Source organism: Paraburkholderia elongata (genome assembly GCF_013177735.1).
GTDB classification, from domain to species: Bacteria; Pseudomonadota; Gammaproteobacteria; order Burkholderiales; family Burkholderiaceae; genus Paraburkholderia; species Paraburkholderia elongata.
The window spans coordinates 1-21,781 of the sequence record NZ_WOEZ01000128.1; the positions used below are offsets into that span (position 1 = coordinate 1).

Sequence of the window (21,781 nt, forward strand, 5' to 3'; positions counted from 1 at the left end):
AATCAGCCTTCAAATTGCTTTCATTGCGTGTCGACGACGAAGTGAGTCCGCAAACCGGCGCGAACTCAGTCGGACCTTGAAGTGTTTTGAATTACGCTTCACCTCAACTCCGACGGTCTCCTAGAGGGGCTGTCTTGATATCGGCCCACCAACTCAGTCTGCCTCCCGAACCAGAGTAGCCCTTGAGGCCGCGCTCATTGAAATAACGTTCGAACGCCTGCGAAGCAATATCCGAATAGATTTTCTTGGCCTGGAACGAATCAACCCCCAGTTCGTTCCAGCCGTGTTCGAGGAATTCATCAACCGAAATCGATCCGACTTCTTTTGCTGGCATGTCGGTGTTCAGGTGGCTGTCCGGATCAGGACTCGCGAAAGTTAAAACTCCGCCGCGGTGCGGCACCACTGGCCAGCGATGGGCCTGACGACAAAGCGGTCATGCGGGGATCCAACAGGCGGTTCGCAATATCGAATGCGATCAGGATTATTTTTGATAGCCAGCCAGTTCGACATCATCGGTTCGGACTTGACAAACAGCCGTGCTGATCCAGTGGTCTGTGAATTCAGCCAACCTTGCATCTCTCCAGGGGCACTTCGCGGCAATCCTTTTTCCTGTAAAAGCTCGGAGAGCTCGCTCAGACCGTTGGCCCAACTCCGAGAGAAATCTATGTATTGCGCATGCGCAATCCGGAAAGGTGGGTCGAACGGCTCCAATCGGAGGGGGATAATAAATTCGTTATCTCCGATCCGGCGAGCAAGTCCTGTGGCAATCTCGATCTCGTTACGAACGCCTTGCTTTTCGAGGCCGGCCGGCGTGCAAACCAGCAAGACTTTGACCGCACCATGACGAAGTGCATTTTCCAGTTCTCTTGCCCAGTCACTGCCTCCACGCAGGCGCATGACGTCTGCCCAGACCTCGTATCCCATAGCACTTAGCTTTGCTCCAAGCCAAAGAACGAACGGGTTATCCTCCGGTGTCGCGTGAGATATGAACAGCGATTTTCTCTCTGATGGGCTGGAGTTTGTCATTTAATCGAGAGAGCTTCCTGTAGAACTATTTTGTCGGACCGCTCAGTACATGGACCGGGCAGCTGGATTATTCTACAACTGCGCCGCCTTGTGATGATTGATATTAGACGAAAGCAACAGCTAATGAGCCCGTCAATTTCTGCTCTGCTCCAGTCGGCTCTCGCATGTTCATGGGTGAGCCGACAGTCCGTTACCGACAATCTCTCCCTAGGGGCCGCTCCGGGTCCGAAGCTGCGCGTCCTGTTCCGGTGAGGCCGGTCATTCGCGATGGCTGAACTGCGAACGTCCGCAAAGCAACGTGTAGCCGCCTGACCAGAGCCGTTACCCGAATGACGGCAATGGCCGAGAAACTGCCGTTCGCTAAGTCTGCGGGCAGCGCAGCGTAGTCCCCAACCCTGCCCTCGCGCTCGACTACGACCCGCCTCTTTGCGGTTTTCACCTTTGCCGCCTGTTGCAGCCTCGGTCCCAACCGCACAGATATCGCAGTGTCGTGCAAGGCCGCTCCCGTCGTGTCGATGTCGATGTCGATGTCGATGTCGATGATGATGATGATGATGAAAAATTGATTAATATAATTATGTAAAATGCGTAGGAATCCGAAGTTTGTCGACAACCGAATCAACAATGCAACTGCCCCTGCGGCAAGTGCTCCGCCCGAATAGTAATCTGTTAAGGCTCGCCGATACGTCGATTACGGGATCGGCGAACGGTCCGTTCCCGTCAGAAAAACCCTCAGCTGTCGCTCCGCTTCGAATACTTCGTGAAGAGGAGCCCTTGCGAGCTGGGTGTCATACAGCGTCAGCAGCGCTTCAAAGTCGCTGATTACCTCAGACGCGAGCCGCCACTCTCCCGTCTCATGAGCGTGCGCCAGGGTGCTCTCGACCGCATATTCGGCGATCTTGAACTGCTCCACCAGTTGGTTGCCATAACCAGCACGCTGCAGATACCAGCTCAGGTACACCGCGCGCATAAGTTCATTGACCAGATGGCTGTTGCCATGTCCGTCGCGGCATGCGACCAGCGCAAGATGACAGGAAAGAGACCGTTCACTGGCGGAGGCGCGATCCATCGGCAATAGAAGTGCTTTCGTCAGCGGCCTGCGGGCTCGGCCGGGGGATCTGTTTCGCGTGGAAGACATTTTTTCGACATTGCGATGCCGGGAAGCGATTGATTATAGCGAAGCCTTATCAGAGATACGGCCGCGACCACAACCAAGGGCCGAGTTCGACCCACTACGGCCCTTCGGCCAAGCAAGAATTGAACGACCGCTTGCGAGGTACAGCGGCCTTTCGCTCGTTCAGGTCCGCCGACGGGTCCTCGTTGATGCTGTTGAAAAAGTCGCTGTCGGTCGCTGTCGCGAGGTTTTAAGGGGTCTTCCTACCCTTGACCGGTGGTCGCCAGCGGCTTGTAGGCCGATCTGATAGATCGATTTCTTCGCGAGCGAACTGAAAAAGCTACGGAGCGACTTTTTCAACAGCATCCGTCCTGAGCGGTCGGTCGGCGGGCGGCGTTGTTGGCGAACGCCTGGTTCGAGGAATTTGGCTCGCGTGCACTCGCGCGTGACGGGCCAAACTATTTCTTTCCAAGCGGGCGTTCGGCTTGCGGCCTACCCGATTCCAGTTAGATCTTGTCCAGGAAGGCTTTTGCGCTAAGTACTCAGCAAGGCTGAGGCTTATCCCCCGTTGCGGATACCTCCTTCCGTTTTCAAAAAGGCGGCGCGACGGAAACGATTCGGGTCACGGCGCCCACATCTCGAAGTTCACCCGACCAGAAGAGTCGATTTCAAGGCGACGGCATTCGCCAGATTGTAGACGTTGGGGGAAGTGGCCATTACCGCGTCATGGATTTCGGCGAACTGCAGCTTGGTACCGCTGCCCTTAACACGAACGGTGTAACGCAGGCTCTCGTAGCCGTTTGCCACTTGCGGGTCGATCCCAAGGAAACCCCTGAGGTCGATTTCACCCTCAGTCTCAATCTCCAGGGATTCGAGCGTAATCCCGCGGACGGCGCATTGCGCCACGTAACCCACCGCTATGCAGGAATTTAGCGCCGCGATCAGATGCTCCTGAGGATTGGCAAACTTATTCGAGCCACCGAGTTCGCAAGGCTCATCGATATCGATCGTGAACCGGCGCGACACATCCTGCCCTCCGATCGAGAACCCCTCTACCTCGGCGCGAGTCCGGGTCTGGCCCTGCCAGGTCGTCGCTACGCGCCAGCTTGTGGTGGCTTTCGAGGCATCCCCCTTGATGACCTCGATCAGCGCGAATAGGTCGTCGACGTTGAGGCCGTTAACGATGTTAAGTTCGTTGGTCCGTGCATTGGAATTCATATCCCATCTCCTTTAACACAAGTGGATTGTTCAGCTTCGGCAAATCTCATTGCAGTGTGGCGAGTGCGGCCTGGATGCGCATGCCCTGGTCTTCGGAAATGAGGCTATAAAGGACCTTCCCGAAATGGGGATGACGTACACCCGAGTGGATGTATTGCCACCGGTAAGCCTCGAGGAAATTCGCTTCGACTGACAGGGTTTCCGCCTCGTCGACTGCGCGACCGCAGTTCGCCTTGAAGTAGCGCGCGTCGGCTGCGGCCTGCGCCTGCAGAATGCTGTCGATCGCGGCGACCAGCTCGATCAATTCGTCAACAGCCTTGTCGCGATCACTGTCCGTCACAGTGGCGTCGTGACGGACCCATTCGAGCTCGTCGAGGATGGCGTGCTGGCTCTCCTCCTTCCAGTGGTAGAGGAACACGTTCTTGAATAGCTCCGATAGCTGATCGTCTGGATCGATACTCTGGCGGTAGTGGAGCTGGCTGAACAGTTCAATATCCAGCGTCAGCGCCAATACGGCCCACGTGCTTTTCCCGAGGACTGCGGAGGCAACGCCATCCGGATCGGCGTCGAAGTGATAGCCGGGTGGAAGGGTCTCACCGATCATCTTGTCGATGCGACGAAACAGCGCCTGATGCTTGAGTTCCTCGTCGCTAAACCGGACCAACGCCTCAAGCGCCACCTGGTCGCCGAGCCAATAGTCACGGCTGACTTCCAGCACCTTGGCGTTGATGAAGCGCTCTACCATTCCGAACACGTTGGCATACGTGCGTCCCTGAATCTGGCTGACGAAACGCTTCTCGCTCTCGGAGAGCGTGATGAAATTCGGAGCCAGTGAGAGCCCGTCGGGCAGATATTTCTGGGACGTGTCGAAGGTGCGGCCTCCAATCACATCGCGATCGATGTCCCAACTAATCATCTTTGAAGCGCGAATGCAACGGGCGTAACGGTCGCGGTCAGAGACTCGCGATACTGCGTTCATAGCATTTCTCCCAATATGGATCGACATGCGGTCGAGCTGTGAGTATTCATCTACCGGTCAGGACCAGATGGCTGATCTGGCATTCCGGTACGCTCGAATGTACGATTGGGAGACCTGATGTTCTATGATTGGGCCGCCGGGAGATATGACCGAAACGCCTGGGTCAGCATTGACGCGTGTGAATGAACGTTGCGTTGGACATGGCCGCGGGCACGCTAGCGATCTGGCGATCTGGCCAATTACGGCAATGAGCCGCCGATCAGATCGTGCGCTCGCTGGTGTTATCGAGGCACCGTTGGGCTTGGCAGTCGGGTCGCTGATGCGGTGGTGGCGTGATGCCACTCGCGCCGAGTACGGTCTGCGCAGATTCGGCAGCGCCGTTCATCTTTCCTTTGCTCTTGCGCCAGCCTGCCGGCGGCATTCCAAATTCCCGCCTGAAGGCTCGACTGAACGCTGCCTCCGACTCGTAACCAATCTGCTCCGCAACAGCGGCGAGTGACTTACTGCCGATCAGAAGTTCCTGCGCCGCGATCTGCATGCGCCATCGCGCCAGGTACTGCATTGGCGGTTGTCCAAGAAGATCGGTGAAGCGTTGTGCCAACGCGGAGCGCGATAATCCCACCTTGCGTGCAAGCTCATCGACGGTCCAGGGATGGACCGATTTAGCATGGAGCAACGAGAGCGCACGTCCCACATAGCGATCGCGCACTCCGGCCAGCCATCCTGTCTGGTCCGCAGGTAGCGTTTCAATACAGCTGCGGACCGCCTCGACAAACAGGAGCTCCGATAGTCTGGCGAGGACGATCGTCCCGCCCGCCCGCGACTCCGCCGCCTCGGCAGCAGCAAACTTGAGTGAAGACTCAAGCCATGCCGCGCGCGGATCGTGGCGCATATCAATCTTGAAGAGTCGAGGCAGCGATGAGAGCAGAGGGTTGCTCAGTGTATCGTCACACGCCAGAAAGCCACATACGATGCGAGTCGTAGGTCCCCCGCCTCCGTAGGACAGCGTCATCACCTCGCCAGGTGTTGCCGCCATCTGGCCGGCTAATAGCGACTCCGATGGCACGGGCGAAAGACCGACGGCGCTGCCCATCAGATGCGTTTCACCTTGCGGCACCACCAGCAGTTCGCCAGCATTGAGATGAATAGCCGAATTGGGGTCGTCTGCCAGTTGAGCCCAGCAACTGCCTTCTATGATCAGATGATATGAAATCACGCGCTCGGATTGCGGCAGATAGGCTGCACAGAGCGCCGCATCTGTGCGGCCTATCATGCACCACGGAGCCGTGAAGGTCCCGTTCAGAAACACCGCGCCGCTCAGGCGCACAGCGCGCAGAACGTCAGAAACTGCATCCATGAATAGCTCGCGTGAAATGCGATCTCCCGGGCAAGGGAGCCGGGATGCCGGTCAATCTTCAATCTGGCCAAGGGGTACATGTTATACCTCCGGCGGCGGTCAATGACAAATCCCTTACTGATGATTTCACCAAGCTTGATGCATCGCTGCGGGATGCGTGTGGATGTCCGCAGGCGGTCCATTAGCGAGCATGTCGGACTCCGATTAGTTCCGGCGTCAGGCCGTCCTGAGTCTGCGCGCTCCTCTGTCGTTCATGGTCTGCGTGGCAATCGCGATTTGCATTCGCGGTGGGTCAACGCGGTGACATCTTGCCTCGTCATCACAACCCCTTTGGGTCTACCTCGATACCTTTGAGTGTGGGCCGCATCGCTGCGCGATACAACCGCGTGCAACCAGATCCCACCCTTCCGCCGGAGGATCGGACAAGCTTTCTGGACGCCCTGCAATGGACAGGCGAACCATCGGCAAGACTTGGACGATCGGACAAGAAACGTCGACGCACGGGCAGGACGGCAACAGGTTGCGAGAGGCAAAGTTCATCACAGGACGGGGCGTGGCAGATCAGCGTCATCCGTACTTCGCAGCCAAATCTTCCACGGATTCCGGAAGCCTGGCGCACCACGAAACTTGCGCAGATCGGTTCACGCACAGTGACTTACCGGTTCGGGCAAACGAAACCGTGTGAGATGCCGATGAAAAGCCTGATAAGCCGTGCGATGTACCACCCGGTCATCGCGCTAAGCATGTTCTATTTGACCGACCTGATGCACCACGTCGACTACAGCCTCTCCGGCGCTCTGCTCGTTCTGGCAGCGAAATCTATGTCCCGTGTCGTGAGCCTGTTCAACAAGGGGTAGTGTTGTACGTCGGTAACGCACGCTAGGTGGATTACTCGGACGCAAGATGGAAGCATACGTATAGACAAGCAAGAGCAGTGGAATAATCCTAATGGTTAGCCTACGACAGTATGGCTTCAGGTCAACGGCTGGCGCAAACACAAGCAGGTGCCCCCAATTAAACAAAGCGTGGGATATCGGGTTCACTCTTTTGACAGCAAAGTATGCGGACATTCGCGAGTAACGGAAACCAACGGTTCACCAACGTACGGAATGGATGACGATGCGACGGACGCGATCGGGACGCATGCGTCCGTTGCCAACTTGAAGCCGACGTTCGAATGACTGCATGAGAAAGCTTGCCAACGACCGTTAATGGCTATGGGTAATCGAGCTCCGGGCGACACCCGAAATTACAGACCATCAACCGATAAATCCGGATGCGTCCCGTCGATGATCGACCGCCCTTCGGCGAACCCGGCGTGCTCTGCGGCCTCTGCATTTGGCAGGTCAGGTATCGCGTGAGAGAAATTCACCCTGCTAGGTGAATAGCGAATATCGGCGCTGGGGCGACAAACGTATCCGACATACCCGAACTGGATGTCTGGTGGGTGCGGCGAATACTCCGGAACAGCTAGGACACGGATAGTGAACCCTTTGTGCTCTTTAAATTGCTCTTTCCCTTCGGCCATATCTGTCTCCAGCGTGATTCTCGAGGAATCGTAGCAGGCGGCCTAAGCCGAGTTCTCGTCGCACCAATGAATCGCCCAGCGCTGCGCCGCCTCAATAGCACCCGCGTCGGAGGGATAATCGCCGAGGTCGCCCGAATACTTCACCTCGACGGCATCGCCACTCGCCGAGGCGCGCCGGTAGATCTTTGCGCGGGCGTAATAATGGCCGCCTTCATCAAGAGGTGACGCGTCGATGTGGAACTGTTGGTAGTCGAAATGCATGGCTGTCTCCAAACGATTGCCCTACTCGTCGTCACGTTGGACAAGCTGGACCTGTTCGTCACCGCCGAGGTCGCTCTGCCACTCTGCGGGGGTGAATTGGGGTTCCGACTCTTCGGCCCAAAACGCTTTACGAATGATATGTACATCGTAGGCAGTAACAGCAAAGCTCGCTGACCAGCGAGAGCAGGACAGCAACGAGAATTCGCATGGGAACGCTCCATCCAAATACCTTCGCGCATCGTCAACGATCCGGACGTCGATGTCGACCGACCGTTCGTGGCCGAGTACTGCCCGGTGACACCGCATGCTTAACGCGACCGGGCGTTGCCTCGAGTCGCCTTACGCGTCTGTTCAGCGGGTGGACTGGGAATCAATGCTGCACGACAGACATTGGAAGGCGCGCAGCGTGGGTACTGCCACCCTCGCGGCCGCGGAATGCTGGCACCCGCCATGACGTGTGAGCGGGCCCACGGAAGTCCGCGCGCCAGGCATTCCCGTCAGAAACACCTAGCATACCTGCGGACTTTGTTAGACAGGGTTTACGAATAAAACCCGCAAACCCTTGCTGGTATTGGTCGGGGCAAGAGGATTTGAATTTCCCGATCACCTGCACCACAGGTCGCCACGCATCGACATAAAAATCAAAGGGTTACGCGAGTTTGTCTAACTTGCTGCCTAAAAATCGCACAGGTTCCGGCGCGGGTTCCCGGGTGATTCTCCATTCAATCAAGTTAGACGGCTTCCGAGGGATGCGGATGGCGTTAGTCGACGCTGAGCTTGCCCCTCACCGTTCTACGAAGCGAACATTGATTCACGGTAACCGCCAGTTTTCGCAGGAAAAGTACGACTAACCCGGGACGCAGTCCGAATGCGCGCGTACGAGATTGGCTCAACAAACTGCCCGAAGCCGGGGCCACGAGGATGTTGGGCAAGTCAACATGATGACGTCGCCGACGTTACTTGCGGTGGACTACACTTGGCTACGGGTATATGCGCGTAATGGCCTGCCGCTGCGCAGCCCGTATGACTGGACTGGCACCCCGGGGCAAACTCTGATGCATGCGGTCGGCTGCGGGTCCATTGCCACGCAGAGCGTTGGCCGAACCCGTACGACGCACGCGCCCGTAGCGCCCATTTCGGCTGTTCTCGTCCATCAAACGGGAAGCGGGCGCCGTGCGGTGCGATCGTGCACGCCAGCGAAAAGCGGGCGCTCGCTCGTGCGAAGCCTGCCCTACTTTCTCGAATCTGGAGCTCGATACGATGAACCCCGAAGCCTATCAACCGTGTATCGATGCATGCGATGCGTGTGCCGCCGCTTGCGGCCGCTGCGCATTCGCGTGCCTTGAAGAACCCGGCGTCGCGGGCTTGGCAAAGTGCATTCGGCTCAACGTCGATTGCGCGTCGCTATGCCGGCTTACGTCCGCCGCGCTGGCGCGGCAGAGCCGTTTCGCCCCTGAGTTTTGTGCGCTTTGCGCGCGGATCTGCGACGAATGCGCGGACGAATGCGCAGGTCATGCACCCGAGCACTGCGGGGCATGCAGCGATGCGTGCCGGATGTGCGCGGAGGCGTGCCGAACAATCTGATGACCCCGCACGCTGCCGTCGCTGACTCGATCCGCCAGCTTGCCCTCAAGGTGGGTAGCAATTGGCACCGTGCCGGCCGAGACGCGCCGGATGGCATCGTCCAATGAAGGGCCGCTGTCAACGGTAAAGCCGACGTTCAAATGTCCGCTCAATGGCGTGGGCGAATGGCCGTAGCTGGCCGATTCTCGCCAGACAGACACCCACGCCATCGCCCGTCATCTCAAAGGAATCCGTCACTCATGCCGTCCGGGTAGTCCAGCGAATTCCCGGCGAAATCCGGATAGTCCAGTCATTTCCGTTCAGGCGAATGGAAGTAAGCGACCAAATTCGTTGGCAAGTCTTTGATTGGTAACGGCACCCAGTCCAACGAATTCCGTCTTCCTTCAGAAACCGCGCGCTATTCGGTTTGCGCGTCGAGGTCCGGATAAGTGACACGCACAGTGGGCACGAACCAGGCGAGGCATAACCCGACCAGCGCCGCTGCGGCCGCTACCGTAAGGCCGACGTGGATCGATTCGACGAGCGCGCCCCGCGCGGAACTCATCATCGCGTCGCCGGCGTGGCCCGCCCTGAGCAGCCGCTCGATCAGCGCGGACTGCTGCGCATGGTCGATCAGCAACTCGGGGCTGGCGAACGACTGAAGCCACTGCGTCGCCTGATAGGCATCCAGCGACCGGTGCACGCCGTTCGCGTACAGATGCCCGAGCAGCGCACCGGTAATCGCGGTGCCGAGCATCCCGCCGAGGATCCGCAGCGATTGCAGCAACGCGGTGACCGCACCGAGATGGTCGCGCGCGACGATCTGCTGCGAACAGATCGTGAGATTGGTGATCACGAGACCGAGTCCGAGCCCACTTAGCCCCATGCATGACATCCAGACCAGATGCGGTTCGTTGCCCTTCAACGCGACGAGGCTAAGACAGGCGATCGCGAAGAGCGCAAAGCCGATATACATGAGCGCATTCGCCCGCCGTATCCGTGTGACGATACGGTTGTTCAACACGCTGCCGACCGTCGTGCCGAGCAGCAGCGGCGTGATCAGCATGCCGGAGTCGTGAGGCGACATCGCATAGCCGCCCTGGAACAGCAGCGGCACGTAAAAAACCAGCGAAAACAGCGCAAAACCGCCCAGTAACGACATCGCAAAGAGCGCGGCCAGCTTGCGATCCACCAGCACATCCACCGGCACGACCGGATAACCCATCCGCTTTTCCCAGAACCACAGCGTCAGCGCGCAGGCAACCGTGATGACGGTCAGTATGATCGTCATCTTGCTAATGCCTTCTTTCGGCAAGAGTTCGATCAGCAGTTGCAGCGCACCGAAGGTCACGGCGACGACGAACGCGCCGAGCCAGTCGAGTTGCACCGGCCCGGATTTGTGCAACTGGCGCAGCGACGGCAGGAAGCGGTACACGAACAGCAGCGAGACGATGCCCACCGGCACGTTGACGAAGAACACCATGCGCCAGCTCGCGGTCTGGGTCAGCACACCGCCGAGCGTCGGTCCGACGATGTTCGCAACGCCGAACGCCGACGTCACGAACACCAGCCAGCGCAGACGCAATTTCGGGTCGGGGAACAGATCGGCGACGGTCGCGAACACGGTGCCGATCAAGATGCCGCCGCCAATGCCTTGCAGGCCTCGCGCGATCACGAGGAAGAGCATGTTGGTGGCCATGCCGCACATCACGGAAGCGATGGTGAACAGCGAGATCGCCGCGAGCAGAAAAGGCTTGCGGCCGTACAAGTCGCCGAGCCGGCCGAAAATCGGAATCGTGATGACCGAGGCCAGCATGTACGACGTTGCGACCCACGCGTAAAGATCGAAGCCTTTGAGCTCCATGACGATCCTCGGCAGCGCGGTGCCGACGATGGTTTGATCGAGAGCGACCAGCATCGCGACCAATGCGACACCCAGCATCGCCAACAACGACTCGCGAAACGGCAACAGTTGCCTGCCTGGGACATGCATGGCGACGGCGGCAGTCATGGCGTGCTCCGTGGAACAGCAAGGAGAATCCGCCGGTGTCGTGACGCGACACGCCGGCACACCGCTGCGGCCGGACCTCCGTGGAACGCGCAGGCGAACCGGCGGCGACGGCATCGCAGAACGCTACGACTGTGGCACTCCCGGTTCAAACTAGCAAGCCATTTGACGCGCGCCGGTGCGCGGGTATCTCAGCGCAGCGTCAGGTCACCGCCGCGAACCTGCGCGATGGCTTGCTTCCCGCAAACGCCGTTGCCTGCCGTGGAAGCTCATGACCCAAACCGCCCTGTACCCGGAACGATTCCATGGCCGCCTGCAGGATCCCCGCCTGCTCGGTCAGCGAGTGCGCGGCAGCGGTCGCCTCCGCGACGAGCGCCGCATTTTCCTGCGTCAGGGTATCCATCTGCGTGACGGCGAGATTGACCTGATCAATCCCGGCGCTTTGCTCCGTAGCCGCCGCGGCGATCTCCTGCACGAAGCCGGTGACCTTGGCGATCGCGTCGCGCGCCTGCTCGATCGTGCTGCCGGCCTTTTCGACCTGTTCGGCGCCGCTGCCCACCTTACCGACCGCATTGCCGATCAGTTTGCGAACCTGGCTATTTCCGCCCATCCCCCGAAATATCTAGTGAACTGCATATTTCGGGGGATGGGCGGAAATAGCCAAAATCTGGCGGTCGCCTCGTGCGGAGCCTCTTGCAGCAAGGCTCTACAGTTCGGCGGCTTTCGCGCTGCCAACGATTGCACAAGCTGGAGATCCATATGGATTTTCAGAATCAAAGCGCCAGATTTTGCACGAAAAGGACGATTACCCCCAGTTGGGGTGCTCTCAAGATTCGGCCTTTTTCCTAGGCGTCCACTTGGGCGTTTCGAATGTCGCTGATCGACCCACTCCGGCCGGTCAGTTCTCTCCGAAGCAGCCGTTCAACGTTTGACATGAGTCGCGTCCGTCGGCTTGTTCGCGACTCGCCGCTCGATGAAGAAGAAAACAGATTGCCTGCCCTGCTTTTCTGAATAGTACGGACGTGGGTCCGTTGAATGCATGTCAGGCGGCATGAGAGCCAGAAGTGCCGCATTGTGACGAGCCCGGAGGATCTGCAAAAGGCAGGTCTGGACGAACCCGGCAAGACTTGAGCGTGAGGAGTGGACGGTGAGGCCGGTGGCGCACGTCCCAATCCGCCCGCTGAACTCACGCGCTGCCAGTCGCAAGGCAAAGTTACTTCAGGTGAATGAGGACTGATCCCTCCGATATCTCCGGCGCGCCCACGCCCGTGTTTCCGGCGTTTTTCGCGATCCAGTCCTTCGCCTTCTGCACGCTTTCGTCAGTGCCTGTCTTGTCCTGGCAAACAGTCACCGAGAATCCGCCATCGCCGCTGCGTGCGAGGGTGTAGCTGACAAAGCCTTTGACCGAACGCATCAGTTCTTCGACGTCAGCCGTGCGCTTCTCCAGCAGATCGAACAACTCCTTTGCACCCTTTCCGGAAAATCTCCTTATAACAGTTTGCATGATTGCATCCTCCTGTTTGACCAGCGAAACGAGCATGCCGCACGAACAATGTGTGCAGCGTGTAACTGCTCTTTCCGACAGCGTGTAGTGCGTGGAAGTAATTGAGAAGGCCGCGCACCTGACTTCCGCGACCCACACCAAGTGTAGTAACTGTACCGCCGTAGTAAACCTGAGAAGCGGTGCAAAATCCAGGTGCCTTCAGCCAACGTCCCCAATTGGCCGGTCACTGTCCGACGGCGATCGGCATCACGCGACCCGTTGCGGACGGCCACAGCCTCATCGCGCGAACGGCAGCTTGCGGATCACGACGGACGGTGAAATCGTCGGTGACCGCAAGGGTTGCTGCGGCGTACTCTTTGGTCCGTTGATCGCGGAGGCATTACTCAGTCAGCAGCAGCTTTCCAGCGAGCGCATACGCCGTTCGAGCTCGGCAAGGTCTCGCGCGCCCGCCAGGTACTCGTCATTGCGCCGTTGTTCGGCGCGCTCGAACCAGAGGCCAATCCGTGTGAGAAGGAAGGCAAACATAATAATCTCCAAGAAGTTGCTTACCAGTGACGCAGTTGGCCAGACGCGGCGCTACGCATGTGTCTCGCAGCTGTTCTCTGACGCTGCTAGACGATTCAATCGTAGGCGGCAAATATGCTTACGTATACTTATCGTTTCTTATGCAATACATTAGTGATTTTGTTGAATCAGCCCGTTTTTTCAGGAGGGACGTACTTTGGAAGTCGGTCGACTGCGGGCGCTCTTGGAGCTAGCGCGATCTGGCACGATGGCAGCCGCCGCTGAGGCTCTGTTCCTGACGCCCTCGGCGGTGTCACAGCAGATCGCACAACTGGAAGAGGAGGCCGGCGTCAAGCTTACGGAGCGTATCGGCCGTGGGGTCAGGCTTACTCCGGCGGGCCACGCGCTGGTGGCGCACGCCGAGCGGCTGATGGTCGTGATGGACGAGGCTCGCTCGGAAATGGCAGAGCTTCGGCGTGAGATAGCAGGCGAGCTGCGCGTCGCCGCGTTTCCGTCGATCGCGTCCGTGGTACTCCCTGACACGGTCAAGGCGCTGCGGCACGCGTTTCCGCGCCTGGAGATCGCCATCGAAGAACTGGAGGCGATTGACGGGATGGCGGCACTGCGGTCTTGGAGAACGGACATCGCCTTGATTGACGATCTCTCAATCGTCGCGGGCGATAATCGGGAACACGTCACGGTTGTGCCGCTGGCCGAGGATGTGTGGTACGTGACGGTCTCGACTGACCACCCGCTGAGCAAAAAACCGTCGCTTAGCCTAGCCGATCTCAGGCACGAAACTTGGGCAATGGAATCGAGGAGGGGACCCTTCGGCAGCTTCGTCGCCGATTTATGCCGTCGCGCCGGATTTGAGCCTCTGACCAACGCCAAATGCCGCGGATCCGAGATGGTCGAAGCGATGGTCGCCTCCGGTTGCTCGGTGTCAGTCGCCCCCGGACTCAGGATGCTACGCTCGCCGCGCGGCGTGGCATGGGTAAAGCTGAGGCCCGAGGTTCGCCGCAAAATCTACGTCGCTTATCGCCGCGGCGAGCGCAACCATCCCATGGTCAAAGTGTTCGTTGATGAAATCGTCCGGACGGCATCGAGACTCCTCAGTTAGCTGAATCGCGATGATCGCGCCGCCAAGCGTCCGTTACTCGAATGGAGCCGACGTTCGAATGTCCGTCTTAACGCTGGGCTCAATGACCGACATTGGCCGAACCCTGACGCAGGGGCGTGTAACGGACCCAAACGGCCGTTGTCCACGCTCAGGCTGCCCAGCAAAGATGCGCAACCAAATCGGGGAGCCTCTTTCGGTTCGACTAGGAGGGTTCAGAAAGTCAACGGATAAGTTATTCGAAAACCCGAGCCCATGCCGCCCGAAGGCGTCGCGCGCGGTCTTCAAAGAGATATGAGGCAGCCAGCGTCAAGAGACCTGAAATAACACCCGTCACGATGTGCTCGACATAGGGGATGCGGTAGTGACTCGCGTGCGAGTAGGCGTCGCCTAACGTTGTCAGGACGCCTACGACTAGCGCATTGCCGTATCGATGCACGTAGAGTTTCGCCGCAGGCGTGAAGGTCAAAAGTACGGCTAGGAGTCCGGTGAGCAGACCTGTATGGATTGCAATCGTCCAGTGGGCAAGGCTCATGACATTGCCCCAACTCCCTGGCATGCAGGTCATGCATGCGCTGGTCGGCTGCCAGAAACGCTGGATAAACAGCCAGGCGCGGCGCTTCCACTCGGTTGACATGATGTATTTCCCATCAATGCCGTTGTTACGGCCGACGCCACCATAGGTACCGTTGGAGCGGTTTCCAGGCCTTTTGACCAGCCTGCCGTCCTCGTCATGGATGCTTTAATTCTGCGCGGCGTCGAGGCCGAGAAATAACGTGGACATCCGCGGAATATTACACCGTGATTGGACGCCGCCGTTTTGACCGGAACCGGAATTCGGCCCTTGCGTTTATCGGTGCAGCTCCATGGATGACGGGCATCGAACGATGCGCTTCCGCACGAAGTCAGCTTCCGGACTCGACCCACAGCTGCCGTTCGGACCGGCGCCACCGCAATGACCGCTTCCAAGGTACAACGGTCGTTCGTGCAGTTATGCCGTCCGCCGGATGCTCGTGTGCGTCGAGCCAGTCATGGATCTCCTGAACGTTGTCGTCCCCGCCGGTAATAGTCTGGCCCGCGATCGCGACCGAAGCAGCTTGTCAGAGCACCTTGCTCTTATCAAGATTCTTCCCCGACGAGGCGTTGTAGCGGTCGACGTATTCGCCAAGCAATGTCCGGATCGCGCGGCCAATCTTCACGTAGTCGCTTTCGTTGAGATTCGCGAGCGACACGCGGCCCGACGGATGCTGCGTGCCGAAGCCGCGCCCCGGCAGCAGCACGACCCGCGCGTCCCTCGCGAGACGGAACAGTACCTCGGACGGTTCAGTGTTCTTGATCACCCAATCGACGAAGTCGCGTCCGTACGCTCGCTCGCCGAGGAACTCGAGATCGAGGATCGTGTAGTAGTCGACCTTGTTCTCGTCATCGTCATCGAAGCTGATGCCGATCTCGCGATACAGCGCCTGCTTCCGGCTGCGGATGAGCCGCTTCAACGCATTCTTGTACGCGTCCGGCGTATCCATCAACGAGAACAGCGAGAACAGCACCATCTGTACTTGCTGCGGCGTCGACAAGCCCGCCGTGTGATTCAGCGCTACCGTGCGACTGTCGGCCACCAGGCGGTCGATGAACTTTAGCTTATCGGGCTCTGTCGTGATCGACTCGTAACGATGATGCAATTCCTTCTTCACGTCTTTCGGCAATTCCGACAGCAACCGGTCCAGCACGTTGTCTCGATGCGTCGCGATCGTGCCAAGCCGCCACCCAGTCGCGCCGAAGTACTTCGAGTACGAGTACACGAGAATCGTATTCTTCGGTGCAAGCGCGAACAGTGACACGAAGTCGTCCGCAAAGGTGCCATAGACGTCGTCGGTCAGGAGAATCAGGTCGGGACGCTCCTTGACGATGTCAGCGATATATTCGAGGCTCTCATCGCTGATCTTTACCGAAGGCGGATTGCTCGGATTGACGAGGAAGAACGCCTTCACTTTCGGGTCGCGCAGCTTGTCGAGTTCCTTCTTCGAGTACTGCCAGCGGTTTTCCACATCGGCCTCGAGATTCACGACATTGAGCCGGTAATCATTCAGGCGCGGAATCTCGATGTACGGCGTGAAGATCGGTATGCCGAGCGCGATCGTGTCGCCCGCCTCGATGAGATGGTTCTCGCGCATCGTGTTGAAGATGTACGTCATCGCGGCCGTGCCGCCTTCGACGGCGAAGATGTCGAACTCGCCGATGAACGGATGCGCGCCGATCATCTCGCGCCGCAGGTATTGCCCGACGATGATCTCCGAGAGCTTGAGCATCCGGTCCGGCACCGGATAGTTCGAGGCGAGGATGCCTTCGCACATCTCGTAGAGGAACTCGCCGGCGGAGAGCCCGAGCTGATCGCGCACATACGAAACGGCAGCGCGCAAGAAGTCGACGCCCGGCACGCCCTTGTTGTCGCGAGCGAAGATTTCGAAACGCTCCTCCAGGCCTTCGCGGTTCGGAAAGCCGCCGAGCCCTTCCGGCATATGGGCGAACGAGCGCTCGGATTCGCGCATCGCGAAGAGACCGAGTTGCCAGAAGCCGTGGCGGGGAATCGTCGCAAGAAAGTTCGGATTGCCGCGACCGGCATTGAGCATCGACAGGTTCGCCGGACGCTCCACCGCGCCGCCGCCCGCTGCCTCGATGAGTTCGTCCTTCAGTTCGAACGGGCTGAGCGCCGCCATCTTGGAGCGATCGTCCGTGCCTGCTTTAGTGGACTTTGTCATCCAACACCTCCAGACATGATGAGCTGCGTGAAAGAAAGGCGAATGCGCGAATCTGGGGAGCTAGGTCATCAGCATCACGATGACCATCCCCCAGATCGTGAGCAACGTGTTGCCGACTGCGTAGGTGACTGTGTAACCGAGACCCGGTACCTGGCTTTTGGCCGCATCGCAGATCATGCCGAGCGCGGCTGTCGTCGTTCTCGCTCCGGCGCACACGCCGAGCAGAATCGCAGGGTGGAATTTGAAAATGTACTTCGCGATGAACATGCCGAGGATGAGCGGCACGCTGGTCGCGAAGATGCCCCACAGGAAGAGGCTCACACCTAGTTGCTGAAGACCCGAGACGAAGCCGGGCCCCGCGGTGATACCGACCACCGCAATGAACACGTTCAGGCCGACCGAGTTCATAAACCAGATGGTCGGCTCGGGGATGCGTCCGAAGGTCGGATGAATTGCGCGCAGCCAGCCGAACACAATGCCCGCGATCAGCGCGCCGCCGGCCGTCGACAACGTGATCGGAATCGCCCCGACCTTGAGCACCACGGCGCCGATCAGCGCGCCTAGCGTGATCGCGAAGCCGACGAACGCGATATCCGCCGCGTTGGTGGGCCGGTCGAGCACGCCCAGTACCTTCGCGGCCGCCGTGATGTCCTGCGTGCGGCCGACGAGCGTCACCGTATCACCGCGATGTAGCCTGGTGCTTGGCAATACCGGGATCGGCGTTTCCGTCGCGCCGCGCTTGATCTTGCGCAGGAACAAGCCCCGCGCCGCCGGCTGCGCCGCCAGTTCCTGCAGCGTCTTGCCGTCCACTTCCTTGTTCGTCACGTAGATATCGACGCCTTCGACCGGCACCGCAAGCAACTCCGGGTCGTCGACTTCAGCACCGCGCGGCCCGAGTACCTCGACGAGCTGCTCGTGTCGCCCAGCGATGGCGACCACGTCGCCCGCCTGCAGCACGTCGCCGAGCTTTGCCTCCTGGACCGTGCCGCCGCGTCTGATCCGTTCGACGAACAGTCGGGTTCCGACCGGGGCGCTCGCTTCCGCCTGTCCCACCGTCATGCCGACGGCCGGGCCCTGCTCCGGAATCCGGTAGGCGCGCAATTCATACTGATGCCACCCCTGGCCTGTGCCGCCGAGTTCCTGCGTGGCTCCGAGCATCGCTTCATATTCTTTGCACGCCGCAACGAGATCGATACCCAACAGTTTCGGACCGAGCGTCGCTAGGATCAGTGCGGAGCCGATGGTGCCGAAGATGTAGGTCACGGCATACGCGGTCGGCATCGCGTCCAGCAGCGCCTTCGTCTCGTTGGCGGGTAATCCCAGGCGATTGATGGCGTCCGTGGCAAGGCCCATCGATGCCGAAATGGTCTGCGATCCCGCGAAGAGACCCGCGGCCGAACCGACGCTATAGCCCGCTAGCTTCGCTGCCGCATAGGCAGCTGCGAGACACAATACGCATTGAACGACAGAAAACAACGCTTGCGGCAATCCGTCCTTCGCAATTCCACGGACGAACTGCGGGCCGACGCCATAGCCGACGGCGAATAAAAACATCAAGAAAAACACGGACTTGACGTTGACGGAGATGACGATGCCTAGCTGTCCGATCGCGATGGCAGCCAGCAGCGTCGCCGTCACTGCACCGAGGCTGAACCCGCGATAACTCTTCCCGCCTACCCAATACCCTATCCCCAGCGACAGAAAAACGGCGATCTCCGGATAACTGCGTAGTGTTGCTGTAAGCCATGACATACGCGCTCCTTGTTGGGCTGATTTTCGAGGGTATATTCAATAGGCAGATACAAAACGGGCGTTAGGAACCGGCCCTGCCGTGTACCGCTGAGACGTCTGATGCGCTGGCAGGACGTTCGGGAATGAAAGGACCTTCGAATTAGTGTAGGAAATGAAAGCTGAAACACAATCTTTCCTTTTTGTTGCTGGCTTCAATACGCTCAAGACTCCCGATTAACTCTGCAAAATGCATTTATTATTAACTGGACGCATAACGCTGATCATCCGTCTTTTATCGGTCTTTTAGTGCGACCGGCACGTTCGGCGTGGACGTCCGCTGTCTGGGCACAGCCGACGTTCGAACGTCCACGTGGAAGCGGGGGCAACGTCCGTAGATGGCCGCCTGCCGCCCAATGTGGACGACTAAGGCTTCCGCCGAGAATGAACGCTCGCCGATCCACCCGCCCGTTCGAACCTCGTTGTCCCGATGTCGTGCGGCGCTTTGATGGAAGCCAATCGGCTCCCGGATCGCCTTACCATCCAGTAAGCCTGCTGACAGCCTGGTTTGCCAGAGGCTGCATCGCCTCGTCCCGAGGAGCGCACATGGCACGTGGTGACTCCTTATGCGTTGGCGCGCGTCGGTTTCGTGTTCGCCGGCCGCTGCGTTGATGATCGTATTAGCGCTCGTGATCATGAACGTCGGCATCAGCGCGACGAAGGCGCCACTGTGGGCGATGCCGAGCAAGTTCCTGTCCGGGGCGGGCGCGGCCGCGGGGGTTGCGACGATCGACCCGGTGGGTAATCCGGGCGGCTTCGTTGGACCGTTTACGATCGGCTGGCTCAAGAACGTGACCGGCGGTTATGCGGCGGGACTCTATGTGGTCGGCGCGACGTTGGCGGTGTCGGCCGTCGTGACGTTGATGTTGAGGTCGACAGACGAAGCGTGCGCCGGTTGTGGTGAAAGCGCGCCACGGGCATTGAGCGGGGCTTTGGGGCGAGACGGCCGCCGATTGCCACACCGGCGGCCAGCATCGAACCATCCGTCACCCGGCTACCTCAACCCATGCACCGACACCTTCTTGCCTTCGAAGGCTTCCTGCACACCCTGCACGCAATTCGACGCACAGTCATAGCCAGGCGCCGACTGGGCGAACGGGACGAACGCCCGATAGACCACCGACTCGACCTGCGTTCCGTCGTCGGTGACCACGATGTTAAGGTCGGTCTCAACGTTGGCCGGCACCGGTCCGCCGGCCGTATAGATCACCGACATGGTGCCGGTGCAATCGGCGTTCACCGTGTAGGTGCCGCCCTGATAAGGATTGAAGGTGGTCTGGCCACCTTTCGGCACCCCATTGATACTGCCGAAGTCGGTGCGTGTGAACGTGCCTTTGCCGTCGAATGTCACGAGGGCGACGTCATCGAGAATCGACGCGCTGGCGAACGGATGCAGCACGTTATTCGAGTCCAGCAAGCCAAGAATTTCTCCGTGACCGAGAAATCCATATGCTCCTCTTAGTGTTGCGTTCGAGCACTGGCCGTCGGCCTGCACGGCGCCACTCAGCGATAGCAGTGCCACGGCGGTTGCCGACAAAATGCTCATATGGCGGGTGTTCATCATCATCTCCTTGTTGGCGACTCAGGCGTTTGACGTCGCGACGGGCAGGGCCCAACCGGCCGCTGGATCCCTGATTCAAATCCACGCAATGAATGGGAAATGGCCACGGTGCTACCTGGCTGTGTCGCTCTGAACATTCGACGAGCGGAGAACGAGCAGCTCCCGGAGCGGCCGACTGTTTCCGGATGCGAGGCGGGATAGCCCAGGTGCGGGCCGAAGTAGTGAACGACGAAACGCTTTCACCAGGCGCGCGGTTTTAGCCTGGTGTTGGGGGACAAGTGCAGCAGAGATGCACAAAGGTTCGCGCGATGAGGACTTCGTGAGTCAGCCACGCTTTAAAGGCGCATGGCGAAAACCAGTGTAGTTCACGCTATTTGCCGCGACCTGATGAAAATCGGACAAAAGGGCGGCACATTCAGATCGCACGGTTCTTGGTTTTGATGCGCGAGCAGCCTACAGCGGCTGCGAGGCTCTGCAGGTGGCTGCGGCCTGGCGGCCCCCACTCGTTCATTCTGGACATTGACATGCCAGATCTTCCCGGCCTGGCGGTTGCCACTGCCTTACGGCAAATGCCGGACATTAGCCGTGCCATTCTCGTCGCTCCTACGGCAACTCGGCGAAACGGATTACGGGGCGATCCGCGAGAATGGCTTCGATGCGCTCTATCAGAAGCCGGCCAGTCCCGTTGGCTCGTGAACTGCATGAGACCATAGCTGCGCCTTGGTCCGGGGCGAACCCTTCCACGGGAGCCTAAATTCGTGCGACCTGGCGTTGGGGTACTGCTGTCCTGAGTGGCGTACCGTTTCTGCAAGCACCTAGTCATGGCCTCGTTGAACCGGATCATCTCCTGAAACGCCATCGCCCCGCCCGGTGAAGTCTTCTGCCAGCGGCGCAGCACCGTGGCGCGCAGAGCGCGGAGTTCCGCGACGACATCGTTGATACCGAATGCGCGTGAAAGAGGGGTCTGTGCGTGGAGGCGCGCGAGCTGATTGAACCTGCAGAACGCACGGTCACGCGCAGGACAAGTATTTGGCTTTGTCTTCTTTTTATGTGCTTCCCGCGGGGCGTGGGCGGACGTGTACGGACCAAACCTCAACAGTTCCGTGGCGGGTAAACGGCAAATCAGTTGTCGCTGCCGGCAGAAGTAATTGTCGCCAGACACGGCCGATGAAGAACGTTCGACGTCGTGAACGGCCGCTTCCGGGATGAAGTCGACACCTGAACGTCTGCACGTGGCGACGACCGAACGTCGCCTCCTGGCCGATTGCCGACAATTGGGACCGGCGAGTTCTGATCCGACTCGGAGCGGATACGCTCGGTGATTGTTTGTCACGGCGGCGCCTGAATTCCCTAAGTACCCCGTGCGGCCAGACATTTTGTCGCCTGACTAAACGGCCAGTCACGTCTCAAGAATCTCGATGCCGTTTTCGGCACACCATTGCCTCAGCGCGCTTTCGACAGAGTCGGCTTCAAACGTATACCAGGCTTCGAGAACGC

The 21,781-nt window shown here is 59.3% G+C and carries 19 protein-coding genes and 1 pseudogene; 3 read left to right on the forward strand and 17 right to left on the reverse strand.

Features of this window, described 5'->3' with window-relative positions; all coding sequences use genetic code 11:
- Nucleotides 1-103 precede the first annotated feature (103 nt).
- The 7 genes from GNZ13_RS24375 to GNZ13_RS24405 all read right to left on the reverse strand — a co-directional run bounded on the left by GNZ13_RS24375 (nt 104) and on the right by GNZ13_RS24405 (nt 5,694).
- Nucleotides 104-334, reverse strand: a complete 231-nt coding sequence (locus tag GNZ13_RS24375; RefSeq protein WP_172168945.1) for a hypothetical protein — start codon at nt 332-334, stop codon at nt 104-106.
- Nucleotides 335-375: 41 nt separating this feature from the next.
- Nucleotides 376-1,026 (reverse strand): toll/interleukin-1 receptor domain-containing protein, encoded by a 651-nt coding sequence (locus GNZ13_RS24380; protein ID WP_172168948.1) that lies wholly within the window; start codon nt 1,024-1,026, stop codon nt 376-378.
- Nucleotides 1,027-1,216: 190 nt separating this feature from the next.
- Nucleotides 1,217-1,651 carry a hypothetical protein gene (locus tag GNZ13_RS24385; protein ID WP_172168951.1) on the reverse strand — a complete coding sequence of 145 codons (435 nt, stop codon included), beginning with the start codon at nt 1,649-1,651 and terminating at the stop codon, nt 1,217-1,219.
- Nucleotides 1,652-1,717: 66 nt separating this feature from the next.
- Nucleotides 1,718-2,095: a hypothetical protein gene (locus GNZ13_RS24390; RefSeq protein ID WP_172168954.1), complete on the reverse strand. Its 378-nt coding sequence runs from the start codon at nt 2,093-2,095 to the stop codon at nt 1,718-1,720.
- A gap of 690 nt (nt 2,096-2,785) precedes the next feature.
- On the reverse strand, nt 2,786-3,358 hold the full coding sequence (locus GNZ13_RS24395) for an OsmC family protein (RefSeq protein WP_172168957.1): 573 nt from the start codon (nt 3,356-3,358) through the stop codon (nt 2,786-2,788).
- A gap of 46 nt (nt 3,359-3,404) precedes the next feature.
- A complete protein-coding gene (locus GNZ13_RS24400; protein WP_172168960.1) occupies nt 3,405-4,337 on the reverse strand; it encodes a hypothetical protein in 933 nt (310 codons plus the stop codon).
- A gap of 259 nt (nt 4,338-4,596) precedes the next feature.
- On the reverse strand, nt 4,597-5,694 hold the full coding sequence (locus tag GNZ13_RS24405; RefSeq protein WP_172168963.1) for an AraC family transcriptional regulator: 1,098 nt from the start codon (nt 5,692-5,694) through the stop codon (nt 4,597-4,599).
- Between the two features lie 692 nt (nt 5,695-6,386).
- Here GNZ13_RS24405 and GNZ13_RS24410 point away from each other — a divergent pair.
- Nucleotides 6,387-6,551, forward strand: coding sequence for a hypothetical protein (locus GNZ13_RS24410; RefSeq protein WP_172168942.1), 165 nt, complete (start codon nt 6,387-6,389; stop codon nt 6,549-6,551).
- A 392-nt stretch (nt 6,552-6,943) separates the two neighbouring features.
- Here GNZ13_RS24410 and GNZ13_RS24415 read toward each other — a convergent pair whose 3' ends face one another.
- The 6 genes from GNZ13_RS24415 to GNZ13_RS24440 form a co-directional block, all read right to left on the reverse strand.
- Nucleotides 6,944-7,222: a hypothetical protein gene (locus tag GNZ13_RS24415; protein ID WP_172168966.1), complete on the reverse strand. Its 279-nt coding sequence runs from the start codon at nt 7,220-7,222 to the stop codon at nt 6,944-6,946.
- Nucleotides 7,223-7,264: 42 nt separating this feature from the next.
- Nucleotides 7,265-7,483, reverse strand: coding sequence for a hypothetical protein (locus GNZ13_RS24420; protein WP_172168969.1), 219 nt, complete (start codon nt 7,481-7,483; stop codon nt 7,265-7,267).
- 1,981 nt (nt 7,484-9,464) lie between these two features.
- On the reverse strand, nt 9,465-11,057 hold the full coding sequence (locus GNZ13_RS24425) for an MFS transporter (RefSeq protein WP_172168972.1): 1,593 nt from the start codon (nt 11,055-11,057) through the stop codon (nt 9,465-9,467).
- A gap of 199 nt (nt 11,058-11,256) precedes the next feature.
- Nucleotides 11,257-11,613: a methyl-accepting chemotaxis protein gene (locus tag GNZ13_RS24430; protein WP_407945660.1), complete on the reverse strand. Its 357-nt coding sequence runs from the start codon at nt 11,611-11,613 to the stop codon at nt 11,257-11,259.
- Nucleotides 11,614-12,267: 654 nt separating this feature from the next.
- Entirely contained in the window at nt 12,268-12,558 is a 291-nt protein-coding gene (locus tag GNZ13_RS24435) for a hypothetical protein (protein WP_154562303.1), read from the reverse strand.
- A 387-nt stretch (nt 12,559-12,945) separates the two neighbouring features.
- Complete coding sequence (locus GNZ13_RS24440; RefSeq protein WP_172168978.1) at nt 12,946-13,083, reverse strand: DUF3563 family protein; 138 nt, start codon at nt 13,081-13,083, stop codon at nt 12,946-12,948.
- A gap of 196 nt (nt 13,084-13,279) precedes the next feature.
- On the opposite strand from GNZ13_RS24440, the gene GNZ13_RS24445 reads away from it, so the two are divergent.
- Nucleotides 13,280-14,182: a LysR family transcriptional regulator gene (locus tag GNZ13_RS24445; RefSeq protein ID WP_172168981.1), complete on the forward strand. Its 903-nt coding sequence runs from the start codon at nt 13,280-13,282 to the stop codon at nt 14,180-14,182.
- Between the two features lie 232 nt (nt 14,183-14,414).
- Here the strand turns inward: GNZ13_RS24445 and GNZ13_RS24450 are convergent, their stop codons facing one another.
- The 3 genes from GNZ13_RS24450 to aspT all read right to left on the reverse strand — a co-directional run bounded on the left by GNZ13_RS24450 (nt 14,415) and on the right by aspT (nt 18,687).
- Nucleotides 14,415-14,816, reverse strand: coding sequence for a hypothetical protein (locus GNZ13_RS24450; protein WP_172168984.1), 402 nt, complete (start codon nt 14,814-14,816; stop codon nt 14,415-14,417).
- A gap of 463 nt (nt 14,817-15,279) precedes the next feature.
- Nucleotides 15,280-16,935: a bifunctional aspartate transaminase/aspartate 4-decarboxylase gene (locus GNZ13_RS24455; RefSeq protein WP_172168987.1), complete on the reverse strand. Its 1,656-nt coding sequence runs from the start codon at nt 16,933-16,935 to the stop codon at nt 15,280-15,282.
- A gap of 60 nt (nt 16,936-16,995) precedes the next feature.
- On the reverse strand, nt 16,996-18,687 hold the full coding sequence (gene aspT / locus GNZ13_RS24460; protein ID WP_172168990.1) for an aspartate-alanine antiporter: 1,692 nt from the start codon (nt 18,685-18,687) through the stop codon (nt 16,996-16,998).
- A 559-nt stretch (nt 18,688-19,246) separates the two neighbouring features.
- Here aspT and GNZ13_RS24465 point away from each other — a divergent pair.
- Nucleotides 19,247-19,647: pseudogene (locus tag GNZ13_RS24465) on the forward strand (MFS transporter); the annotation flags it as partial.
- 70 nt (nt 19,648-19,717) lie between these two features.
- On the opposite strand, the gene GNZ13_RS24470 reads toward GNZ13_RS24465, so the two are convergent.
- Complete coding sequence (locus GNZ13_RS24470; protein ID WP_172168993.1) at nt 19,718-20,284, reverse strand: hypothetical protein; 567 nt, start codon at nt 20,282-20,284, stop codon at nt 19,718-19,720.
- Nucleotides 20,285-21,781 lie beyond the last annotated feature (1,497 nt).

What these genes read in the sequence shown, in the direction of transcription:
- GNZ13_RS24375 (WP_172168945.1), bottom strand. Translation starts at nt 334, where the DNA reads ATGCCAGCAAAAGAAGTCGGATCGATTTCGGTTGATGAATTCCTCGAA.
- GNZ13_RS24380 (WP_172168948.1), bottom strand. Translation starts at nt 1,026, where the DNA reads ATGACAAACTCCAGCCCATCAGAGAGAAAATCGCTGTTCATATCTCAC.
- GNZ13_RS24390 (WP_172168954.1), bottom strand. Translation starts at nt 2,095, where the DNA reads ATGGATCGCGCCTCCGCCAGTGAACGGTCTCTTTCCTGTCATCTTGCG.
- GNZ13_RS24395 (WP_172168957.1), bottom strand. Translation starts at nt 3,358, where the DNA reads ATGAATTCCAATGCACGGACCAACGAACTTAACATCGTTAACGGCCTC.
- GNZ13_RS24400 (WP_172168960.1), bottom strand. Translation starts at nt 4,337, where the DNA reads ATGAACGCAGTATCGCGAGTCTCTGACCGCGACCGTTACGCCCGTTGC.
- GNZ13_RS24405 (WP_172168963.1), bottom strand. Translation starts at nt 5,694, where the DNA reads ATGGATGCAGTTTCTGACGTTCTGCGCGCTGTGCGCCTGAGCGGCGCG.
- GNZ13_RS24410 (WP_172168942.1), top strand. Translation starts at nt 6,387, where the DNA reads ATGAAAAGCCTGATAAGCCGTGCGATGTACCACCCGGTCATCGCGCTA.
- GNZ13_RS24415 (WP_172168966.1), bottom strand. Translation starts at nt 7,222, where the DNA reads ATGGCCGAAGGGAAAGAGCAATTTAAAGAGCACAAAGGGTTCACTATC.
- GNZ13_RS24420 (WP_172168969.1), bottom strand. Translation starts at nt 7,483, where the DNA reads ATGCATTTCGACTACCAACAGTTCCACATCGACGCGTCACCTCTTGAT.
- GNZ13_RS24425 (WP_172168972.1), bottom strand. Translation starts at nt 11,057, where the DNA reads ATGACTGCCGCCGTCGCCATGCATGTCCCAGGCAGGCAACTGTTGCCG.
- GNZ13_RS24435 (WP_154562303.1), bottom strand. Translation starts at nt 12,558, where the DNA reads ATGCAAACTGTTATAAGGAGATTTTCCGGAAAGGGTGCAAAGGAGTTG.
- GNZ13_RS24440 (WP_172168978.1), bottom strand. Translation starts at nt 13,083, where the DNA reads ATGTTTGCCTTCCTTCTCACACGGATTGGCCTCTGGTTCGAGCGCGCC.
- GNZ13_RS24450 (WP_172168984.1), bottom strand. Translation starts at nt 14,816, where the DNA reads ATGTCAACCGAGTGGAAGCGCCGCGCCTGGCTGTTTATCCAGCGTTTC.
- GNZ13_RS24455 (WP_172168987.1), bottom strand. Translation starts at nt 16,935, where the DNA reads ATGACAAAGTCCACTAAAGCAGGCACGGACGATCGCTCCAAGATGGCG.
- aspT (WP_172168990.1), bottom strand. Translation starts at nt 18,687, where the DNA reads ATGTCATGGCTTACAGCAACACTACGCAGTTATCCGGAGATCGCCGTT.
- GNZ13_RS24470 (WP_172168993.1), bottom strand. Translation starts at nt 20,284, where the DNA reads ATGAACACCCGCCATATGAGCATTTTGTCGGCAACCGCCGTGGCACTG.